At 60.3% G+C, this 20,966-nt stretch carries 15 protein-coding genes; 9 read left to right on the forward strand and 6 right to left on the reverse strand.

What is annotated here, in order from left to right:
* Positions 1-32: 32 nt before the first annotated feature.
* Positions 33-2,447: a glycosyltransferase gene (locus GLL_RS22150; protein WP_164929500.1), complete on the reverse strand. Its 2,415-nt coding sequence runs from the start codon at positions 2,445-2,447 to the stop codon at positions 33-35.
* 398 nt (positions 2,448-2,845) lie between these two features.
* Between GLL_RS22150 and GLL_RS22155 the strand changes: the two genes are divergently transcribed.
* The 8 genes from GLL_RS22155 to GLL_RS22190 all read left to right on the forward strand — a co-directional run bounded on the left by GLL_RS22155 (position 2,846) and on the right by GLL_RS22190 (position 16,106).
* On the forward strand, positions 2,846-5,239 hold the full coding sequence (locus GLL_RS22155; RefSeq protein ID WP_011144288.1) for a glycosyltransferase: 2,394 nt from the start codon (positions 2,846-2,848) through the stop codon (positions 5,237-5,239).
* A 100-nt stretch (positions 5,240-5,339) separates the two neighbouring features.
* Positions 5,340-7,136, forward strand: a complete 1,797-nt coding sequence (locus GLL_RS22160) for a class I SAM-dependent methyltransferase (RefSeq protein WP_011144289.1) — start codon at positions 5,340-5,342, stop codon at positions 7,134-7,136.
* 138 nt (positions 7,137-7,274) lie between these two features.
* A complete protein-coding gene (locus GLL_RS22165) occupies positions 7,275-8,372 on the forward strand; it encodes a class I SAM-dependent methyltransferase (protein ID WP_164929501.1) in 1,098 nt (365 codons plus the stop codon).
* Positions 8,373-8,519: 147 nt separating this feature from the next.
* The gene (locus GLL_RS22170) at positions 8,520-9,725 is read left to right on the forward strand and encodes a glycosyltransferase family 4 protein (RefSeq protein WP_164929502.1); all 1,206 of its coding nucleotides are present in this window, start codon (positions 8,520-8,522) and stop codon (positions 9,723-9,725) included.
* Between the two features lie 35 nt (positions 9,726-9,760).
* Positions 9,761-11,761 carry an FkbM family methyltransferase gene (locus GLL_RS22175; protein WP_011144292.1) on the forward strand — a complete coding sequence of 667 codons (2,001 nt, stop codon included), beginning with the start codon at positions 9,761-9,763 and terminating at the stop codon, positions 11,759-11,761.
* Positions 11,762-11,764: 3 nt separating this feature from the next.
* Entirely contained in the window at positions 11,765-12,643 is an 879-nt protein-coding gene (locus tag GLL_RS22180; protein ID WP_011144293.1) for a hypothetical protein, read from the forward strand.
* 143 nt (positions 12,644-12,786) lie between these two features.
* Positions 12,787-15,063: a GumC family protein gene (locus tag GLL_RS22185; protein WP_011144294.1), complete on the forward strand. Its 2,277-nt coding sequence runs from the start codon at positions 12,787-12,789 to the stop codon at positions 15,061-15,063.
* A 2-nt stretch (positions 15,064-15,065) separates the two neighbouring features.
* Entirely contained in the window at positions 15,066-16,106 is a 1,041-nt protein-coding gene (locus GLL_RS22190) for a glycosyltransferase family 4 protein (protein WP_011144295.1), read from the forward strand.
* A gap of 61 nt (positions 16,107-16,167) precedes the next feature.
* On the opposite strand, the gene GLL_RS22195 is transcribed toward GLL_RS22190, so the two are convergent.
* The 3 genes from GLL_RS22195 to hisF form a co-directional block, all read right to left on the reverse strand.
* On the reverse strand, positions 16,168-16,584 hold the full coding sequence (locus GLL_RS22195; RefSeq protein WP_164929503.1) for a hypothetical protein: 417 nt from the start codon (positions 16,582-16,584) through the stop codon (positions 16,168-16,170).
* A gap of 150 nt (positions 16,585-16,734) precedes the next feature.
* Entirely contained in the window at positions 16,735-17,367 is a 633-nt protein-coding gene (locus tag GLL_RS22200) for a cofactor assembly of complex C subunit B (RefSeq protein ID WP_011144297.1), read from the reverse strand.
* Complete coding sequence (hisF, locus tag GLL_RS22205) at positions 17,367-18,131, reverse strand: imidazole glycerol phosphate synthase subunit HisF (protein ID WP_011144298.1); 765 nt, start codon at positions 18,129-18,131, stop codon at positions 17,367-17,369. Before hisF ends, GLL_RS22200 begins: the two co-directional genes overlap by 1 nt.
* A 76-nt stretch (positions 18,132-18,207) precedes the next feature.
* On the opposite strand from hisF, the gene GLL_RS22210 reads away from it, so the two are divergent.
* Positions 18,208-19,152, forward strand: a complete 945-nt coding sequence (locus GLL_RS22210) for a F0F1 ATP synthase subunit gamma (RefSeq protein WP_011144299.1) — start codon at positions 18,208-18,210, stop codon at positions 19,150-19,152.
* A 40-nt stretch (positions 19,153-19,192) separates the two neighbouring features.
* On the opposite strand, the gene GLL_RS22215 is transcribed toward GLL_RS22210, so the two are convergent.
* Positions 19,193-19,477 carry a DUF1830 domain-containing protein gene (locus GLL_RS22215; RefSeq protein WP_011144300.1) on the reverse strand — a complete coding sequence of 95 codons (285 nt, stop codon included), beginning with the start codon at positions 19,475-19,477 and terminating at the stop codon, positions 19,193-19,195.
* A 106-nt stretch (positions 19,478-19,583) separates the two neighbouring features.
* A complete protein-coding gene (gene rimO, locus GLL_RS22220; protein WP_011144301.1) occupies positions 19,584-20,897 on the reverse strand; it encodes a 30S ribosomal protein S12 methylthiotransferase RimO in 1,314 nt (437 codons plus the stop codon).
* Positions 20,898-20,966 lie beyond the last annotated feature (69 nt).

Raw genomic sequence — 20,966 nt, forward strand, 5'->3', positions numbered from 1 at the left:
CGCCCGGCGCGCGGGCCGCAGTGAGCCGGGCACTATTCGTCCATGGCCAGTCCCAGGCGCTTTTTCAATTTGAACCACCGGGAGCGCAGCTTCCAGAACTTGCTGCTCTGCATGGCGGCAATCTCGATCTCCAGTTGTTCGATCTTGGCCAGGTGAAGGCTGTTGTCGGGCGGCGGCAGCTGGGGTGTCGGTTGGGCAGGGACATCAGCTTGCAGCTGTTGAACTTTTGATTGGAATTGTTCGCTCTGCAGCTGCGCCTGCTCCTTCGCCTGCTGCAGCTGCAAGCGCAAGCTGGCTGAAAGCTGCAGCAGCTGGCGCACAGCGGAGACCAGCAGATGGATCTGGCGCTTGGGCCAGGCGGAGGCAGGCACCTGCGCCAGCAATTGCTCCAGCTGAAATTGCGCCTGCCCCGACAAGTACCACTGCGGCGGCGCAACCAGCGGCTGCTTGCGTTCGCACAGGGCAAAGGGAAAGTAGAGGCCAACTTCTCCGGTGGCTGCGGCTGCAGCGATGAGCTCCCGGCTGCAGGCCTGGATGTCCGTGCCCTGGGTCCGACCAAGGCGTTTGAGAAACTGGACAGAAGCCAGACATCGGCCGGGGCCGGAGGCCGGCATATTGAGAATACCCGGCAACGAACCGCCGGCAAAACTGGCACTGGTGGTGTGGCTGCCCTGCGGGACGGGGCTTGCAACTACCGCGGCGTCCACCCGCTTGGCAGCCAGAATCAGGCTCTCGATGGCGAAGGGCTTGAGAATGTCGTCCGCATCGAGGGCAAGGAAATAACCGTTCTGCTCGGCCTTCAGCAAGGATTTGCAGACCTCCAAAATGGCATCGTCGCAGTCGAGATAGACAAATTTACAGTTGGGATACAAGCTTCCAGCCTGCTCCAAAAGTTGCGGCAGCGGTTGGGTAGCCTGGGTAGTGCAAAGCACGACAACCTGCCTGTTGGAATAGGTCTGGGCCTCGATACCGGCAAGGCAATCCAACAGATAGACACCGGATTGTCGAGGGACGATGGCGATGGTGACGATAGGCTGTCCATCGTCAATCGAGTGTTCGACTGCCCGCAGCGCCCGGTCGATACACCCGACCTTGCGGTCGAGCAACTCACGATTGATTTGCTTCAGACGCGCTGCGTCGGCGGATTCGATGGTTTGCGGCGCATCGGTCAGGGCCTGCACGAGTGTTTGGCACAGTGATTGGGCGTTTTTCGGTTTGAACCAGTAGACAGATGCCGAACGGCCAATCAGTTGCAAAGTCTCCCGAAAACCGCCCGTATCGGAGACGACCAATCGGATAGGCAACTGCCCCATCTCCAGGCTGCTATTGGGAAAGTTTTCCTGGGGGCTCGCCAAGCAGACGAGCGGTTCCGGCAGAGAATAGACGAACTGGATGGCCTCTCGACTGTAGAGATCTGTGTAAATACCAAAGGAGGCCACGCCTGCCAGTTCCTGCTCTATGTACTCGCGGCTGTCGAGATGGCTGAGTTGGGAGGATTGCAACTGCACAACTTTGCCCACGAACAGAATGTGAAGGGTATCCCTCAAAACAGAGGGTAAGAGCTTGATCGAATGGACAAAAACAAACAAACCTTTGCGGTCCTCCAGGCGACCGAAAAAGACTAACGGTACCTTCCCTTTGGGAATTTCCGGTCCACGGCTTTCCTGCCGAACCGGCAACTGCACAACCGGGACAAAGTTGGGCATGTGCACAGCGCGCTCGACCATCCAGCCGTAACTTTCCAATTTCATTTTTAGAAACTGTGAAGGAAAAAATGCGAGGTCAGCCTGCTCGAAGGAGACCTGTTCTCGGCAGCAGACGGACCAGAACCAGTCGATATTTTCTTCAAGGTGCTTGTCCTGGGCTTCGTACAACCACTCACATCCGCTGTGGAGTGTGATGGCAACGATGCAATTAGGTCCGAGCAAACCCGCCCGCTTGGCTTGAACCGTGTAGAAACCGAAACCCAGCATCTCCGGAAATTCGACATAAACCACAGCGCCTTGGAAGTGGGCGATAACAGCCTGTAGCAGCAGCAAACAACCAAAACCCTGCCGATCCGTTTCGTTGTAGCGCAGATCATGCAGGATTTCATGGTGCATAGGTTGCAGGCGGACCACCTGCTCAAGGGCGTCGGCAGAAAAAATATGCTTAACAGCAACAAGATCCGATGTGCCGACAAAGTGTTTTTCGGTAAAGCACAGTACTAAAATGACATACCAGCCTTCGGCGGCGAGCATCTCGCTTAGAACTTTATAGTATGTACCGATGCCGCCATTTTTAAAGATGCCTTCGTACTCACTGGTGACGAGCACTGCCACTTTTGAAGCCTGGGGATCACCCAATAATTGGACGATATTGTGCCGAAAGCGGACGGAGAAATTTTTGCCTGGCGGGCGGTGCAAATCGTCCGGTAAGCTATGCACTTTAAGCCCCATACCGTCCATTGTATTATGTACAGTCACTCTTCAACAGGAATTCATCATTGCACAGGTTAGTCCCAGCAGACTGCGGCGTCAAGTTGTTTCGGCGCTCCGGCAAGCAAAAACGGCTTTACTCCAGGGACGTTGCAAGTTACGATGCACTCTGACTGCGCCCAAGAAAGCGGTGTCCAGCAGGCTCTCAGAGCAGGAGCGGGTACCTATGTGGGTATGAAGGCGAAGGATATCCAAGGCACTGTGCCATTGTGGCGCTTGGCTGCCGGCTGGCTTCCTGCAGCGATGCAAGAAGATTGCGCAAGCACGGCAAGTCCAACGTATGCGGCTTACTTGTACATACTGACAACCTATCCGCCGCAGGAGGACTGGATGCCACAGCGGCGGTTGAGGGAAATGGAGATAAATAGATGACAGGGCCGAGGTTGGGTCGATACTGCGATATTTACTTCAAACCGGAGTTTGCTGGGATCTTCGAGAATCGCAACGCAGCGAAAGTAGCTCTGCTGGTCACCAGGGAATTCGAAGGAAAAGAGCAAGAAGGATTGTCAAGAAATGGTGGTATCGGGACCTATTATCGAACCTTGAGCCGCAAACTAGCCGAGGATGGATGGTACATTATCCTGCTAATTTCGGTCTGTGAACATCGATTTAGAGGCGAATCAAAAATACCCGAAATCAAGCACATCTTTTCTGCTAGTGAAGCGGAGGAAGTACTCGATCTGCAGTCGTCACACAGGTCCATCCTTGGCGATGCCAGGATCGATTCGCAGTTGCTTGACTACGAAAGCTTCCTGCACATGATGTTTACGCAGGCCATCGTTCACACATTCGATGAGGCCCATATTTACGTGGAGCATCATGAACTGTTTGGAACGGCTTTTCGGACCATCCAAGCCAAAGAAGCCGGTCTGCTCGGACGGAATTGTCTGGTCGCAATCACTATGCACGGCTGCCTGGAGTGGGTTTATGAGAGCCACGACAAGTTTGTTCTTCAGTATTTGGATTACTACTGGCAGGCATCCCACCTTGAGCAAACCGCCTTTGAAAGTGCGGACCTAGCATTTTTCCCATCGCACGCACTCAAGAAGCGTGTGGAATCCTACGGCTGGTCGACGGCCCACGCTCGACATCAACCTTATTTTGTGCCCATCGTAGAGCCTGCGATTTCCGAGATAGAATCCGAGCGGCAAACGCCCCCTAGAACTCAGAAAAGATCCCTCGTCTTTTTTGGTCGTCTTGAAGAGCGAAAAGGATTATGCACTTTCGTCGAAGCGCTCAAACAACTGACGGACTACTGGAAGGAGCGCATAGAGGTTTATTTTGTCGGCAGAGTGGTCGCCCTGGAAACCTTCAGACCCCAGAACATCGACAGCCGGCAGTACATCGCACAGGAACTGGCTGACGAGATTCACTATACAGTTTACTCTGGTTTCTCCAGTGCGGAGGCTATTGCATTTACTCGCGGACTATCGTCGCCAGTTGTTTGTCTTACCAGCAATCAAGAAAACTTCCCCAACACAGCTTTGGAGATGGGACAGTTGCCCATCAGCCTGATTGTTTCGGACACCGGTGGTTTTCGCGAAACCCTGCAACTGCTCGAACGCACAGAAGGCGTCTATTGGTTTGCGCCGAGGGATGTCACTGGTCTGATGGATGCCATACTACAAGTACTGTGCCAACCCCCGCAGCCCCATAACGTACCGACGCACGAAAAGTTGGAGCAAATTAATCGGCGTCTTTTAACCCAGAAACTCACCTACATTCAGCAGGCTTTTCCCCGACAGCCTCTGTCGTCGCCCAGCGTGGGTTGTCCGCAGGTAACCGTTGTCGTCTGCTGCGCTCAAGCCGACAAGCAATTGTTGAATTGTCTGCACAGCCTCAGTGTCCAGAGTCACATGGATCTAGAAGTTGTGGTCTTGTGCAACTTCTCTCGCTGCGAAGCGGACAGTTCTATCTTCCAGCAGGCCGGAGCGATTTTCCCACGGATCGGGTTGCTTAGAACCAGCCATGCCCTCGAAGTGGATGTCACCTGGAAGCGTCTCAAAGAAATGATCAACGGCAAGTTCGTGGTTGTTTTTGAGGCAAGTAGTGTAGCGATGCCGTTCGCAATAGAACAACTGCTTCAAACTCTGCAGACTGCCCAGGCTGAAATGGCTACTTGCTCTGTGTTGGATTCGAGGAATCCCGATCGGGCTGTGAACCTGACCCAGATCCCGCTTCCTGCACTGCTGAAGACAAGCGGACAGGCGCCTGCCTGTGTGCTGCTTCCTGTCGGTGCGCTGGACGATTACGCACCAAACTTGACTCGGCCAGACGGTCTACACACCGGTCGCATGCTTGCATCTGCGCTCGCTCACGGACGAAAGATTGCCTACTACCCCTACCCGCTTTGCCAGCGCCAGTCCCGAACCGAGCCGGCTCTGACTGCGAAGGAACACCTACGAGAGCAGTATGCCCTGCGCCACTACCTTGCCCGGGGCGATGCCGGCCAGTGGAGCAGGCGTCAGCTTTATGTACTGCTTTCTGCTGCGCAACAATTGCTCTATCAGGAAATAGCGCCTCCGGCCGCTTATTCGCACGCGGAGCCGGCGCCCGAACCGCCTGCCACTCCCTCTGTGGACCCGCCCGCTCCCGCAGCCGCCGAGGGAAGTGCCGCAGCGGCTGCGGCGGCAGACTACTGGCAATCGCAGTGGCGGCAGGCCCAGCTCCGGATCGCAGCGATGGAGAGCAGCAAATTTTGGAAGTTCAGAAAAGTCTGGTTCAGTCTAAAACAGCGCCTCGGTTTGCCGAACGACGAGTGACCCAACAGAGCGTTTCGTCGTGTACCCTTTTTGCGGTAAGCCCGGCTGCAGCGGCGGGTGATATGCTTCCAAGGAGAAAAGGTTGCCGATAGGGGAATTTATGAACGAAGCCCGAAAAACGCTGAAAGAGCGGATAACCCAAGGCATTCAACCGTTTCTGAGAAAGCTTGCGTTGCGCTATCCTCGTTTTGCTTACAGAGCGATCGAGACGCTGATGAGCAACCTCAAACTCAGCGATTACTCGCCTACCGAAGAATCGAGGATCGCCGACATTTTAATACGGCGCTTGCAAAGCTCAAGCTCTGCGAGCAGCGAGGGATACAGAATAGCTTCAACGCTGCTGCAAAATTTGACCGTTAAAGATAACTTTTCTGAGATTCTGAGAATCATCAATCTACTTTTAAGTCGGGCAACAGCGGCCGATCGCCAGGGTGAGGTTCGGCAGGTGGTTGAGATTTTACTGATGTATTTGAAACTGGCCCCGCTCGCCTCAGCAGAAATTCTCGAGATTGTTGAAGTATGCTTGCGCCACCCGGACTCTGAACATGCTCAAGCGGCAATTATTCAGGTTTGTTTAGACAACTTCAAGCCGACCGACGCATCCACAGCACAAATTGCAGCGGAAGTCTTTAGCCTGTCCAGGACCAGCCTAGATTATCTAAAAACAGCACAAGTAGTGCCGGAGGACTATCACAGAGCCGTCCAACAGTTGCTGGATTATTTGTCGAGTTGCCACCGAGCTCGGTCGACTCCCAAAAGACTCGTTGATGCTCTTCCCGAACACCTGGAGGCGGTTGAAATTTCTGTATCAGAGCGCTACAACGCTATTCAAGCAGTTATCAATCAAACGCCAATTGATATGGATTCACTTTACATTCCTTACAACATAATTGACGGCATTCTCCGTAAATTAAACCGTGAGCCCAAGCGCCTAGCACTCGAAGGCTTGTCTGCTTTTGCCTACGTCGATACAAACTTTTATCTAGACAAGGTGTATACCCGGACCAAACGCAGCCTGATGGAGGATACATTCTGGCGTTACGGTCCAGAATATATCCGGATCGTCGCCCAAAATGTGTGCACTACATTGCTGAAGTATACCTCTATTGTCGGCAAATCTTATTGTGAAATGGGCTGTGGCGTGCACCATCCCTTCGGTGTTTCGGCTGCGATGTACATCAATGGCACGGTTGACAATGTTGCAGTAGATATTTCTGAAGCAGACATAGGTCGAGCGGCCGAGGCGATCTACGAATTGCTCACCGATGTTCTGGCACGGCCTTCGGACTGGCACTGGTCCGGTATCGAACGCTCCGCATTTCTGGAGCGGATCTACCACTTTGAACTGGCTGCGTTGAAGCGGGGCGACCTGGCTGCCGGCCTGTCGAAAGTAGCACTCCGGCATGCCGTTATGGATATCCAACAGCCGACTGTGCCGCAGAAAAGCATTCAACTGATGTCCTCTTGGGCTGTGCTCGAACATTTTCTGGACTTTCCCATGGCTGCAAGGCAAATGTTCGCGCTCATGGCCGAAGGGGGTATCGCTTTTCACTTGATCGACCTCAGGGACCACCGCGTATACTCCGAGCCGCATCGGTACCACGAATGGTCGATGCTGGCGGAAGATGAAACCTGGACGGACGGTCTGGTCAATAGACTGAGGGCACAGGAGTTCAAAGTGTGCTTTGAGCAGGCGGGTTTCGAAATTCTTGAGCTTGAATGTGTAAAGCAAGACTTGCCCGACGGCTTCGAGGGCCAAGTGCAGGGCCGCTTCGCACAAATGTCCCTGGAAGAATTGCGGACTGTGACGGTTACCTGTGTGCTCAAAAAGCCTGTACTCTCCAAAGACCTGGGCTTACAATGGCAGGAACAGCCAGAAAAAGCATGGATAAATTGACGGCCTGCTTTCGCGGGAGCGTCGGCAGGGGTTGTGGGCACTCCACCGTACAGAAGGACCACAAGAACCACTATGTTCGAGCCAGAGATTGCCAAGCAGGACCAAAACACCGATCTCCCATTTACTGGAGAGCGGCATATGACCGAGCAACTGGACCAGGAACTCGCTCTTGGTCAGATAGAGCATATGGTGCGTTACGCTTTTGTGGCGCCATTTGCTTTGGGAAAAAAGGTGCTCGACATCGCCAGCGGCAGTGGCTACGGCTCGCAATATCTAGCACTGCAGGGAGCAACCGAGGTTGTGGCGGTTGAGATCGACAGCGAGGCAATCAAGTATGCCCAAAAGCACCATAGCCATCCGGCCGTCCGCTTCGTGCAGTCCGATGCGCACGCGGTTCCCCAGTTGGAGAACGCCGCCTTCGATGTGATTGTTTCTTTTGAGACAATTGAACATCTGCTGCGGCCAAGAGACTTTCTTCTGGAACTGCGCCGACTGCTCAAGCCCGGTGGCCAACTGTTTCTTTCCTGCCCAAATGACTACCGTGATTCTCCTTGGATTAGCGAATTTCATCTTCACAAGTTTAAGTTTCAGCAGTTTCGCGATCTCGTGATCAACGTTTTTGGAGAAACGGTATTTTTGGGACAACACAATGTTTTAGCCAGTTGCTTGCTCAAGCCGGTTCAATCTAAAAGTTGTTTTTCTCAGTTCGACTCCTACCGTTCTCCTTTGCCTGAGAGTGGCCTGGGAATCCAGTATATCGACCGGCTCTCACCCATCGAGGGATCTGAAGGATATTTGGCCGTGGTTGGCGTCGAGCCGGAGCTAATCGAGAATCATATCAGTGTTTCACAAGATGCTTACGAAGTCGTCGTTAAAAGTCAGCACTATTCGAGCACCGAAAATAGCAGATTGAGATCCGATATTCAGGCGACTGGCCACCGGCTTCTCAACCTACAAGAACAGTTCCAGGTCGAAAAAGATACTTGGAAAACACACCTGCAAACAGCCCGGACGGAGTTGGAAGATTTCCAGGCCGGACTGCGGAAGACCCAGGCCGCATTGGAACAAACCCAGGCTGTCCTGGAGCAAACCCAAGCTAATTTGAAACAAGTCCAGACTGAACTTCGGCAGACTCGGGCAACTGTAGACAGCATGAAAAGCAGTAAGTTCTGGAAGCTGCGCCGTCGCTGGTTTCAGCTGAAGCAGGCTTTGGGATTTGCCGACTCCGATGGATGAGGCTCCCTACGCTGGTGGGTGGACGGCAAGCGGACTCCAATTGCACAAACCAATTTGAGGCGGCTGGGTTAAACTTCCCGGTTCAATAGTGGTATTGTGTGCGACAGGGGAGACGTTGCGCGGGGTGAGGGGCTCAGGCAAAACCACATGAAGATCTGTATCGTCACACCCTTTGCCCTTTCCAACAGCCACGGAACCGGCGTTCAACTACTCAGATTGTTCGCCTTTGAAGATTACACCCACCTTTACTGGTCCTCTGCCTCGGGGTTTAGCGAGACGGATAAGTCTTTGCTGCTCGAAGAACAATTCGACTGGTGGCCCCTCTCGCGCGGCAAGGGCCGGCTTGAGCAGGTGATGGGGCTTTTGGGGATGAGTTCGGTCTGGCGTCATAACGAACTAATCAGCGCCAAGTACCGGCGGTTGCTTGAGCGGGACTACCGCTGCGACGTCGCCCACGTCGTGGCCATCGACGAGACGAGCGCGCGCAAAGCCGTTTCGCTGCTGGGCGTACTGGGTTGCCCCTACGTCGTGCATATCATGGACCTGATGCACCCGCGCGGCCTCGACCCCGCTGCGATGACGGGCTTTGGACGCCTGTTCGCCGGGGCGAGCCGGGTGCTGGCCCTCAGCGAAAATATTCGCCGGGAGGTGCGCAAGTTCCCCAGTCCTCCCTGCGAGATTTTTCCGATTGTGCGCAGCCTCGGCCGAGCGGTGCAAAGCCCGCCCCAATCCGGCGGGCCGCTGCGCATCGCCATGGTCGGTTCGCTCTACTACACTGAGGGCCTCAAGTGCCTGGCGGCGGCCTGGGACGAGTTGTCCCGGCGCTATCCACGACTGGAACTGGTCTACGCCGGCCCCGAGGCGCAGATCCGCAACTACCTGCCCGCCCGCCTCAAGGAGGTCTTGGTCTACCGCGGCTACGTGCCCAACGAAAAGGTCGAATCGATCCTGCTCGAGTGTCACCTCGCCTACCTGCCCGGTCCCTGCTGGCCCGCCGAAAAGGACAAATACAGCAAATACTCGATTCCTTCGCGCCTGACCGACTACCTGATGGCGGGCTTGCCGATCGTGGCCTACCTGGCGGACGGTTCGGCCACCGAGCAGTTTCTCAACCCGCTGATGCCCGAGGCGGTGCGCCGGGCGATGCACCCGGCCGCCCTGATTGAAGCGGTGACCCACTACGCGGATCAGCCCGCGGTGTGGCGCGCCGCGAGCGGCACCGCCCACGCCTTTGCCGCCGGTCAGTGCACCGTCGAAGGGGTGCACGCGGTGCTGGCGGACCGCCTGCAGCAGGCGGCCGGATTGCCGCGGCCGGGTTCGCGTGTCCAGGTGTCGGGGAACTCCGATGGCTGATCGATTAAGCTCGGACAGACGATGGTTGTGCCGCGATGACTGCATCGGACCCGCTCAGTAGATTTGTCGAACTCACCGGCGAGACGGCGACGGCGCGCGAGCGCCTGCGCGAACTGTTGGGCAGCCAGATGGTGCTGCCGGAAGATCCGCCCCCCGAGCAGTTGCGCGCCCTCATCACCCGCGATCTGGCGCTGTTGCGCGCGGCCGATGTGGTGATCACCGGCAACGAAGTCAACGAGCGCCACGGCACCGGAGTGCTGGTGCGGCGCATCTTCGCCGGCTGCCCGAATATCCTCTCGGTGCGCTCGCGCAACGACTACGGCGGCGAGCACGCATTCGGGGCGGTCAGCACCCTGATCGCCCACAGAGACGCCCGCCGCCATCTGGTGTTCTACAACGTCATCCAGGCCCTGCGCGGCAGTACCGCCGGCCGGGTGGTGTGCATTCCCTACTACGCGAGCGACGCGCTCACCGCCATCGCCATCAAAGAGTTGTTCGGCGTGCCGCTTTGCACCTACATCATGGACGACCACACCCTCTACGGCGACGGCATCCCCGACGGGTTGATGTCGGAGTTGCTCGCCAAGTCGTCTTTGCGCCTGGCTATCTCCCCCGAGATGCGCGCCGCCTACGTCCAGCGCTACGGCCTCAAGTTCTGGGTACTGCCGCCGGTGGTGGAGCCGGGCCGGGTGCGCACCCGGCCGGAACTGCCCGAGGCGAGCGTCCTGGGCTCAAAGACCGGTGTGCTCATCGGCAACATCTGGGGCGAGCACTGGCTGGAGCGGCTGCGGCGGACGGTGGCAGGCTCCGGGCTCAAGCTCGACTGGTTTGCGAGTCTGCCCCCGTGGCGCAACCTGAGTGCGACCGAACTGGAGCGCGACGGACTGCGCTTGCGCGGCTTCGTGCCGGAACAAGAACTGGCGCCGCAACTGTCCAACTACCCGTTCGCGGTGCTGCCCTCGGGCACCCTCGATGCGGATGACGACCAGCAGGCGATTGCCCGGTTGAGCTTGCCTACGCGGGTGCTGTTTTTGATGGCCGCCTCCGGGATTCCGATTCTGGTGCTGGGCAGCCGCCGCACCGCGGCGGCGGGCTTCGTGCTGCGCACCGGTATCGGAGAGGTGGCCGACTATGAGGCGGCGAGTTTTCGCCGCGCCGCCGAGCGGTTGTGCGACCCCGCCACCCAGCGCGCCGTGCGCGAGCGGGCCGCCGCCGCCGCCCCCGCCTTTGCCGCCCGGGATGTCGGCGCGTGGCTGTTCGAGTCGCTCGAGCGCGGCGAACCCGCCGACGATCGCTTCGAGCGCGCCCTGCCCAGCGCTCCCGAGGACCTGACGCCTTATATCGGGCCGGCGGTGCCCGAGGGGGTGCAACTGGAGCTGCGCGCCGCCTTCGAAGCGCTGCGCCGCCTCGGATCGCGCTTTGTGCCCGATTTTGTCCTGGACGTGGGCGGTTCCTCGGGGATCTGGTCCCACACCATGCAGCCGCTGTTTCCGAAGGCGCGCTTCGTGCTGGTGGAGCCGCTTTTGGACGAGTACGTCCGGGCCGGGCGCGATCGGCACATCAAAGCCCACCCCGAATTTGAATGGGTCAAAGCCGCCGCGGCCGAGCGGGAGGGCCAGACGACCCTGCTGGTGGACGGTGCGCTTTACGGCAGCTCGCTTTTGGATGCAGGGGAGCAGCAGACCCGCCGCACCGTTGCGGTCACGACCCTCGATGCCGTCGCCCGCGCCAAGCAACTCACCGGCCGCGGCCTGGTGAAGCTTGATGTGCAAGGGGCCGAGCACCTGGTGCTGGAGGGGGCGACCGAACTGCTCCGGCGGGTGGACGCCCTGGTAATCGAAACTTCGCTCGAAGCGGGGGCCGCGGGCGGCAAGGCCCTGGGCGAGATGCTGCAAATCGTCGCGCAGTTGGGGTTCGCCTACGCCGACGACGCTGGGGAGTGGCGCGCGCCCGCGGACGGCCGGTTGCTGCAAAAAGATATTCTCTTCCTCAGAAAAGCACCGCCCGCCCGTCCATCCACCGATGGGAGGAACTGACAGGTGCTCTCTGCGTTGGCCGGTCGGGTAAAGCGACTCAAAGATACCTTCCTGGCGTATCTGGAGTTGAGCAACCGCAACCATCTGGCGCTGTTGGACGCCACCGCCTACATCATCGAGGTGCTCCAGCTGCAAAACCGCGTCTTTCTAGATGGGCGTACCGAGCTGAACGGACAGATGGCCGCTCTGGGCGAGGTCTGTGGGCGAGGACGAAGCCCAACCCAACCTGGCGATCTGCCGGTGCCGATCGTCGTCTGGGACGCGGACGCCCCCGCCACCCCGGAGGCCGGTTTTTTTGCCCACCTGGCCGGGATGCTGCCCGATCGCCGCGCGGTGGCCGTGGGCACTCCGCGCGGCGAGGTGCTCGACTGGTTGCAGGAGGCAGGCTTTGCCGTCACCGCCTGTTCCGGTGCGCCGGAGGTGACGGCCGTCCTCGCACCGCGGCAGAGCGAACGACACGCCTATCCCGCCGCCCTTCCCGGTCGCGCCGCTCTGCAGCACGAGGGCGGTGTACCCCGACAGACGTCCCTGGTGCACATCGACACAGGCAGCACGCTCTTCGATGTGCTCGAAGCGCTCGAAGGGCAGCGCTTCGCAGTGATCTCGGCGGCGTTGGCCCCCGGCGTCCCCGGTGGTCCGGTTCTTGGGGAACTGGTGGGGCGGATGCGGCGGGGCGGCTATCCGTGGCATCTGGTGCTCTACCGTCTGGAGAGCGGACAGGTTTCTTTTTATTGCAACAGTGCGGCGAGCGTGCCGGGAACCTGGGGGTACGCCTTTTTCTTTGCCGAGCACGAAACTTACTGGCAGGCGCGGCGGTGGTGCAGTGCGCTGCTGTCGATCACCCACTTCAAAGGCTGGGGAACGGCACCGGATCGGGCGTAAAAATGCCCCCATAACTAGCTGGAAGCAGCCTCTGAGGCTGCATAGTCAACTGCAGCAAGTTATACGGATAGGTCGCGTGTTTGACTGCATACATTGCGCATGGTGTAAATTCTTGGTTGCAGGTGCATGGATGAGGAGAGTGCGTGGGACTGCGCGAGTACTTGCGGATTTTGAACCGCCACTGGCCCTACGCCGCGGGGACGGCCCTGGCGGTGGTGACGGTTGTTACCGTCTGGACTTTTGCGCTGCCACCGGTCTGGGAAGCCCAGGGCCGTTTATTGTTCAAACAGAAAGACACGGCGATTGACAACCCTACGGCCGTGGGCTTGCGCGGTGCTCTTGGACAGATGGGCTCGGTCGCCTACGGCAATCCCCTCGACACCCAGGCGGAGATCCTCCAATCGCGGCCGGTGGCAGCCGGGGTGATCCGCGATCTGCAACTGGGCGATCCGCGTCGGCCGGGGGAGTTGCTCGCCACCACCGACTTTTTGCGCGCCCTCAAAGTGGAGGCATTGCGCCGCACCGACTTATTGGTCATCAAATACCGCGACCGCGACCCGGCGGTGGCGACAAGGGTGGTCAACACCCTCGCCCGCCATTACATCGACCTCAACATGCAGCAAAATCGGGCGGAGGCCGCCTCGACCCGCGGCTTCGTCGAAGCGCAGCTGCCGGCGATGGAGCAGCGCCTGCGCGCCTCGGAGCGCAAACTGCGTTCTTTCAAAGAACAGTACGGCAGCGTCGCCCTCGCCGAGGAGCAGCAGGCGGCGGTGCGTCTTTTGTCCGAATTTAGAAGCCAGCAGGCCCAGGCCGATGTCGCCCTTTCGGAGGCCGGGGCGCGGGTGCGGGCGATCGACGCCCGTATGGGCGGTCTTTCTGAACCAGAGGCGCTCGTGGCCGGCGCCCTGAGCGGCAGCGACGGGATGCGCGATTTGCGCAAGACCTTGCTTGAGATCGAATCGAAGCTGGCGGTGGCCCGCGCCCAGTACCAGGACAGCTATCCCGAAGTCGAGCAACTTATCAAGCGGCGGGGTGCCTTGCGGGCGCTGCTGGCGAGCGAGGCGGACCGGCTTTTGGGCCGCCGGGGACTGCCCGATTCGCTGCTCGATGCGAATCTGGGGACCGGGAGGACCGAGCCAGCGGCGGTCCCCGACGATCTGCCGCGCCTCGACGCGGTGCGCCAGCAACTGCTCAAAGATCTGATCGCCGCCCGGGTCGAAGAACTGGCCGCCCGCACCCGCACCGAGGCGCTCGCCCGGGTGAGTGCCGAGTACGACGCGCGGGTGGCCGCTTTGCCCCGGCTGGAGGAGTCCCAGCGCCGGCTGGCCCGGCAGGTGGAGGCCGACCAGGAAGCCTACCGGCTACTTCAGAAAAAATTCTACGAATACCGGATTCTCGAAGCGCAGAACATCGGCAACGCCACGCTCATCGAACCGGCCGAGGTGCCGGAGATACCAGCCTGGCCGAAGCCGCTGCTCAATCTGGCTGCGGGCGGAGTGCTCGCCCTGATTCTCGCAGCGCTAGCCGCCTACACGCGCGAATTTTTTGACGACTCGCTGCGCAGCGTCGAGGAAGCGCGGGGGCTTCTGGGCACATCGCTTCTGGGAAGCGTGCCGCGCTGGAACGCCCAGAGCGTCCGGGGTCCGCTCATGGCGCTTCGCGACCCGCTCTCGCCGGTGAGCGAGGCCTACCGTTCGATCCGCACCCACCTCAAATTTTTAAGTAGCGAGCGGGGTCTGCGCGCCTTCGTGCTCACCAGCGCCAGCCCCCAGGAGGGAAAATCGACCACCGCCGCCAATCTTGCGGCGGTGAGCGCCCAGGCAGGGGCGCGGGTGTTGCTGGTGGACGGCGACCTGCGCAAACCCCGCCAGCACGCCCTCTGGGATCTCGACAACCGCCAGGGGCTCTCGACGCTGCTGGTGGGTGAAGCCGACTGGCAAACGGCAGTCCGCCCCACCCCCCAACCCGGTCTCGTGGTGCTCACCGCCGGACCGCCACCGCCCAACCCGGTAGTCCTGCTCGAATCGAGGCGATTGGGCGAACTGCTTGGCCTGTGGAGCGAGCAGTTCGACCTCGTCATCTTCGACGCCCCGCCGCTCACCGCCGCCTCCGATGCACTGGTACTGGGGGCGCTCGGTGGCGGACTGGTGCTGGTGGTGCGTCCCGGCGTCACCAACAAGCGCGTGCTCGCCAAGGTGCGCGACAGCCTCAAGCGGCCCGGCATCGAGCTGTTGGGTCATATCGTCAATGGCACAATCGCCGCCAACGAAGGCCACGACGAGTACTACTACTACAACCGCTACGGGGCCGACCCCGTCCCAGGGCAGCCCGAAGCTGCGGCCCACACCAACGGCAACGGCACCGCCCGCCGTTGGTTCCAATCCCTCTCCACCCGGCGCTCCAGCAAGCCCCGCTCCTGAAGATGTCTGCCATCGCCGTCAACGGCCGGTTCCTGCACAAAGCGCGCATCTGTGGCGTCGAGCGCTACGGCCGGGAGGTGGTTGCCCGGCTGCCGGAGTACGTGCCGCTCAACGTCCGGCAGCCGGCCCATGGTACGCTCGCCTACCACCACCTCTGGGAGCAGGCGATTTTGCCCTCGCACCTGGGTAAGGGCACGCTGCTGTTCAATCCCTGCAACCTGGCACCGCTGTGCCATCCGGCCAATGTGATCACGCTGCACGACGCGATTCCTCTGGCCTACCCCCAGTTCTACCGACCGGCTTTCAGGCTGTACTACCGGGCGCTCATACCGACACTGGCGCGCCGGGCCGTCCATGTGATCACCGTCTCCGAGTACTCCCGGCGGCAGATTACCCGCTTCACAGGCATCAGCGAAAAAAAAATTACCGTGATCCCCAACGGTGTCAGCCACCGCTTCCACCCCGCCCTGCGCTCACCGGGTTCGGAGCTGTGCGCACGATACGGTATCGTGCGCCCCTACATCCTCTACACCGGGTCGCTCGAACCGCGCAAAAACGTCGTTGCCCTGCTCAAAGCTTTTGCCTTTGCCCGCGAACACCTGGGCCTGGAGGGCTACGAACTGCTGGTGGCAGGTAGCGGTCACCCGATCTTCGCTGCTGCCGGGTTGGGGGCTTCCCCCTGGCCGGACGTGCGATTTTTGGGCTACGTCGACGACGCCGACCTGCCGTTCCTCTACGCCAACGCCGAATTGTTCGTTTATCCGTCGCTGTGCGAAGGATTCGGGTTGCCACCTTTGGAGGCAATGGCGGCCGGGGTGGTAGCCCTGGTCTCCCAGGGATCGGCCCTGGAGGAAATGACCACCGAGCCGGAGTTGCGCTTTGCAGCGCACGATTACCGTGGCCTGGCTGAGAAAATTTGCTATATCCTGGAGCGCCCCTCCCTCAGACTCGCTTACAGCCGCAAGGGCCTGGAGCGGGCACGCCAGTTCAGCTGGCAGCGGACGGCCGAGCGCACAGCCCAGGTGCTGGCAGCCTACGGCTAAATGTGGCGGCAATGCCAGGAAGCGACTTCTCGGCCTCACCTATCCGTCTACACCTTGGCAATCAGGCCGTCGTGCACAACGAGTCCTCTTCTGCTTCCTCGTCGTCGCTGCCCCAGAACTGCTCGGTGAGCAGTGGATTTTCTTTGTTCCAGTAGAGCAGAGCGACAATCAGGGACTGATAACCGATGTTGCGCACTTCGCCCTCGGCTTTAAGCCAACGCAGCAGATCCGCCGGCATGCGGATGCTGATCAAAAACCGCTGCTGTGGATTGGCCGTGGTCAGATCTTCATCGAGCGACGTGCGGGGCGGACGGGCGTGCTTGCGCCACTGCCGTTGATAACGGTAAACCGTGCTGCGGGCAAGGTGGGTTACTTTCATCAACTCCTCCACCAGTTGCCCGGCATTCATCGGCAGGTGGCCGGCACTCTCCAGTTCGCGCAGAGCGCTCTTGATGCGATCTTGCGTACTTTCAGTCATGCTTGTCTGGCTCTCCATGGGCTTCAAACCTTGCACAGTGCCAGTGTACGAATCTGTACGAATACGCCACTTCCATCTTTTGGCGTAAATCTCGGCATGCGGTAAGTAGATTTCGGGATCAGCCCGGGCAAAGCTTTCTGCTTTGAGTGCTCATCCGGCTGCGCGCAATCGCTCATCGAGAAATTGCGCAAGGGTTTCTATCCAGGCCAGTTCCTGCTCGGAGAAACTGCGGGGTGCCGCACTTCCCACCAGCAACACGCCCCGATTGCCGAGCGGTTGGCAGACGACCGCCTGCAGGTTCGAAGGCAAATACGCAAATTCGATCCGCCCCGGAAACAGCCGCAAATCGACCAGATAGACCGGCTGGCCGGTGCGCAGCACCCGCTCGACGATCGGTCCGGCTTTGAAGGGGGATGGTCCTTCAAAGACGCCCGCGCGCATTGCCGTCTCCCCCTGCCACCACACGAGCAGCACCCGGGCGCGGGTGTGTTCCAGCAGCAACCGCCGAATCAGCATCAGTGCCGCTTCCGCATAGGCCAGGCGCTCCGACCGCTCATCGACAGGCTGACCCACCAGTTGCACTTCCTCCGGGGGCACCGGCTGGACCTGCTGCCAAAAAAGCCCCACCAGCACCAGCACCGCCGCCATGGCAAGCCCCAGTGCGTCGGAGCGGGTCTGCTCGGGGGCGAGGTTCGCGGTACCCAACAGCCGGTTGAGCACCACCAGACTGCCCCCCAGGAGGCCCACGGCGATGGGCAGATTGCGCAGCAGCACCGACGACATCAACCCCGTCGCACGGGCACGCCGTGCGCGGCGAGGTGCGCTTTGATCTGCTCCACGGTGAGTTCGCCGTAGTGCAACAGCGAAGCGAGCAATGCCGCCTGCGCCGCCCCCTCGGTGAGGGCGGTGCGGATGTGTTCGCAGTTGCCCGCCCCCCCCGAGGCGATCACCGGCAGCTGCACCGCCTCGGCCACCGCCCGGGTGAGGGCCAGGTCGTAACCGGCCCGGGTGCCGTCCGCGTCCATGCTGGTGAGCAAAATCTCCCCCGCCCCCCGCCGCTCGCCCTCGACGGCCCAGGCCACCGCGTCGAGGCCGGTGGGGGTACGGCCGCCGCGCACGTAGACCTCCCAGCCCGCGCCGCCTGCGCGGGCGCGCGCGTCGATGGCAAGCACGATGCACTGCGCACCAAAGCGCTCGCCGGCGCGCGCAATCAGTTCGGGGTCGCGCACGGCGGCGGAATTGATGCTCACTTTGTCGGCCCCGGCGTCGAGCAAGGCCTGAATCGTGTCCAGATCGCCGATGCCGCCGCCCACGGTCAGGGGGATGAACACCTGCTCGGCGGTCCGGTAGACCACGTCGATGAGGATTGCCCGCTCTTCGTGGGTGGCGGCAATATCCAGGAACACCAGTTCGTCTGCGCCCTGGTCGTTGTAGAGCTTCGCCAGTTCCACCGGGTCGCCCGCGTCGCGCAGCCCGACGAAGTTGACCCCCTTGACCACCCTGCCCGCCTTGACGTCGAGGCAGGGAACGATGCGTTTTGCCAGCATGGATGCGCGGCCTGAATGTGCCCGGTAATGGTACCATTATGAAAAAATTTGAAGATTTTCGTCCAGGAGCCGGGCCGTGCCGAACCTACGTGGTATACGCGATCGCATCAAATCCGTCAAAAATACCCAGAAGATCACCAAGGCCATGCGCCTGGTGGCTGCCGCCCGGGTCCGCCGCGCCCAGGAGCAGGTGCTCGCCGGCCGGCCCTTTGCCGACCGCCTGGTGGGTCTGTTGTTCCGGCTGCGCTCGCGGTTGCGCTTTGAGGACGTCCAGTCGCCGCTGATGGAGCGCCGCGACGTGCAGAAGGTGCTGGTGCTGGTGATTGCCGGCGACCGCGGTCTGTGCGGCGCCTACAATTCCAACATCATCCGCCGCACCGTGCAGTACTTGCGCGAGTTGCAGCAGCAGGGCAAGCAGTTCGCCCTCTACCTGGTGGGCAACAAGGCCATCTCGTTTTTCCGGCGCTCCAACTTCCCGATCGCCAAGACCCTCACTAACGTCGACCCCAATACCCCCCTCGAAGGGGCCAACCAGCTCATTACCGACGACATCCTGGCGCCGTTTCTCTCGGGCGAATACGACCAGGTCGAACTGGTCTACACCCGCTTTGTCTCGCTGATTTCTTCGCGTCCGACCGTCCAGACCCTGCTGCCCCTCGACCCCGATGCCCTGGGCCAGGAGGACGAGACTTTCAAGCTCATCACCAAAGGCGGCGGCTTCGAGGTACTCCGCGAAAAGCAACAGGTGCGCACCGAACCCGAATTTGCCGCCGATACCATCTTCGAGCAAGACCCTACCCAGTTGCTCGATGCGCTGTTGCCTCTGTATCTGACCAGCGAAGTTTTACACGCCTTGCAGGAATCTTCGGCAAGCGAGTTGGCCGCCCGCATGACGGCGATGAGTGCTGCTTCCGACAACGCCAAAAAGCTTTTGAGCACGCTCACCATCGTCTATAACAAGGCGCGCCAGGCCTCCATCACCCAGGAAATCTTGGAAGTGGTCAGCGGCGCGAATGCTTAAGTGGTCAGGTGTCAGGGCGCGTTCTGACACCTGACACCTATCAATCCGCCGCAACCGCGATCGAACTGACCATCTCGCGGATCTCCAGCTGGGTGCAGGGGATCGTATCCGCCAGCAGGCACGTCGCATGACTGCCTGTGTACACTTCGAGCTGGGCCTCCGGCAGGGCGCAAAACAGAATCGTCTGGGCAGGGAAGACGACCCGTTCAAAGTACCAGCCGGGAACGTTGGTGACGCGGACAATCTGCAAACCGCCGGTGCGATTTGCGTAGGAGCAGGTGAGATGCGTACCTGCGGGTGGCAGGCCGTCCAGGGACTGTTGCATAGCGAAGGGTTCGAATAAGGACAACTTATCCAGGCGATAGTGCTCGCCTTAGTCTCCATCAGAGCACGCCCTAGCGATCCCGGGTGTTCTTGGAGAACTTTTTGTATCAGGCTTGGAACACTTCGCCGCAGAGATCGTAGGGCGTGGCGGCGGTGATGCGCACGGGGATCAACTGGTTGAGGGCGGCCCCGCCGCAGACGATCACCTGACCGTCGATCTCCGGGGAAAAGCGTGCCGAACGGCCGAGCCATACTTTTTTCTGGGTATTCTCCTGCTCGATGAGCACCGGCACCACCCGGCCCACCTGCGAGGCGTTGCGGCGCTGGGAAATCGTCTGCTGCAGGCGCATCAGATCGCGGCGGCGGCGCTTTTTGATCGCTTCGGGGATCTGGCCCTCCAGGTTGGCGGCGGCGGTGTTCTCTTCGCGCGAGTAGGCGAACACGCCCACGTGATCGAACTCGGAGCGCTCGACAAAGGCGCACAGATGGGCAAAGTGCGCCTCGCTCTCGCCGGGAAAGCCGACGATGAGCGTCGTGCGCAGGGTCGCTTCGGGAAGGCGCTCGCGGATACGCTCCAACAGCCGGGTGTTAAGGTCGGCCTGCCAGGGGCGATTCATCGCCCTCAGCACCTCCGGGTGGCTGTGCTGGAGGGGCACATCGAAGTAGGGCAGCACGTTGGCGGTCTGCTCGACGGCAGTAAGCAATTCGTCGGTGAGGCCGGTCGGGTAGGCGTAGTGCACCCGTACCCAGGGGATGTCCACTTCCCCAAGGGCGCGCAGCAGGTCCGCGAGGCGGGGTTTGCCGTAGAGGTCGAGGCCGTAGTTGGTCGAGATTTGGGAAATCAAGATCAGTTCTTTGACCCCTTCGCTCGCCAGTTGCTTCGCTTCGGCCACGATCGATTCGATCGGGCGGCTGCGCTGGTCGCCCCGCAGGTGGGGAATTATGCAAAACGCGCAGCGGTAGTCGCAGCCTTCGGCAATCTTGAGGTAGGCCACCGCCTCGGTGGTGGTGCGGTAGCGCGGTAGATGCTCGTCGGCGATGTACGTCGGTGTGGCGCTCACCAGGCTGACCCGTTCCCCTGTACGGCTGCGCTCGACCACCTCGACGATGCGGTGGTAGTCGCCGGTGCCGACGATAGCCACCGCTTCGGGAATCTCTTTGAGCAATTCGTCGCGGAACATCTGGGGCAGGCAGCCGGCGATGATAATCTTCTTGCCCTGCTCCGCCAGGTTGACGAGGGTGCGCACCGACTCGGTGCGCGCCGGGCCGATGAAGCTGCAGGTGTTGACCAGGACGTACTCGGCTTTGTCCTCGTCGGAATCAATCTGGTAACCGGCCTGGGCCAGAAGCCCCAGCATGTGTTCGGTGTCGATGCGGTTTTTCTCGCAGCCCAAGTGGGTGACGGCGATCGTGGCTGGCATAGAAATGGTGAATGCTTGCAAACACTTCATTATGGCATGGGGGATCGCGAGCTTCGGATGCGCCGCCGG

This window comes from Gloeobacter violaceus PCC 7421 (genome assembly GCF_000011385.1).
GTDB lineage: Bacteria > Cyanobacteriota > Cyanobacteriia > Gloeobacterales > Gloeobacteraceae > Gloeobacter > Gloeobacter violaceus.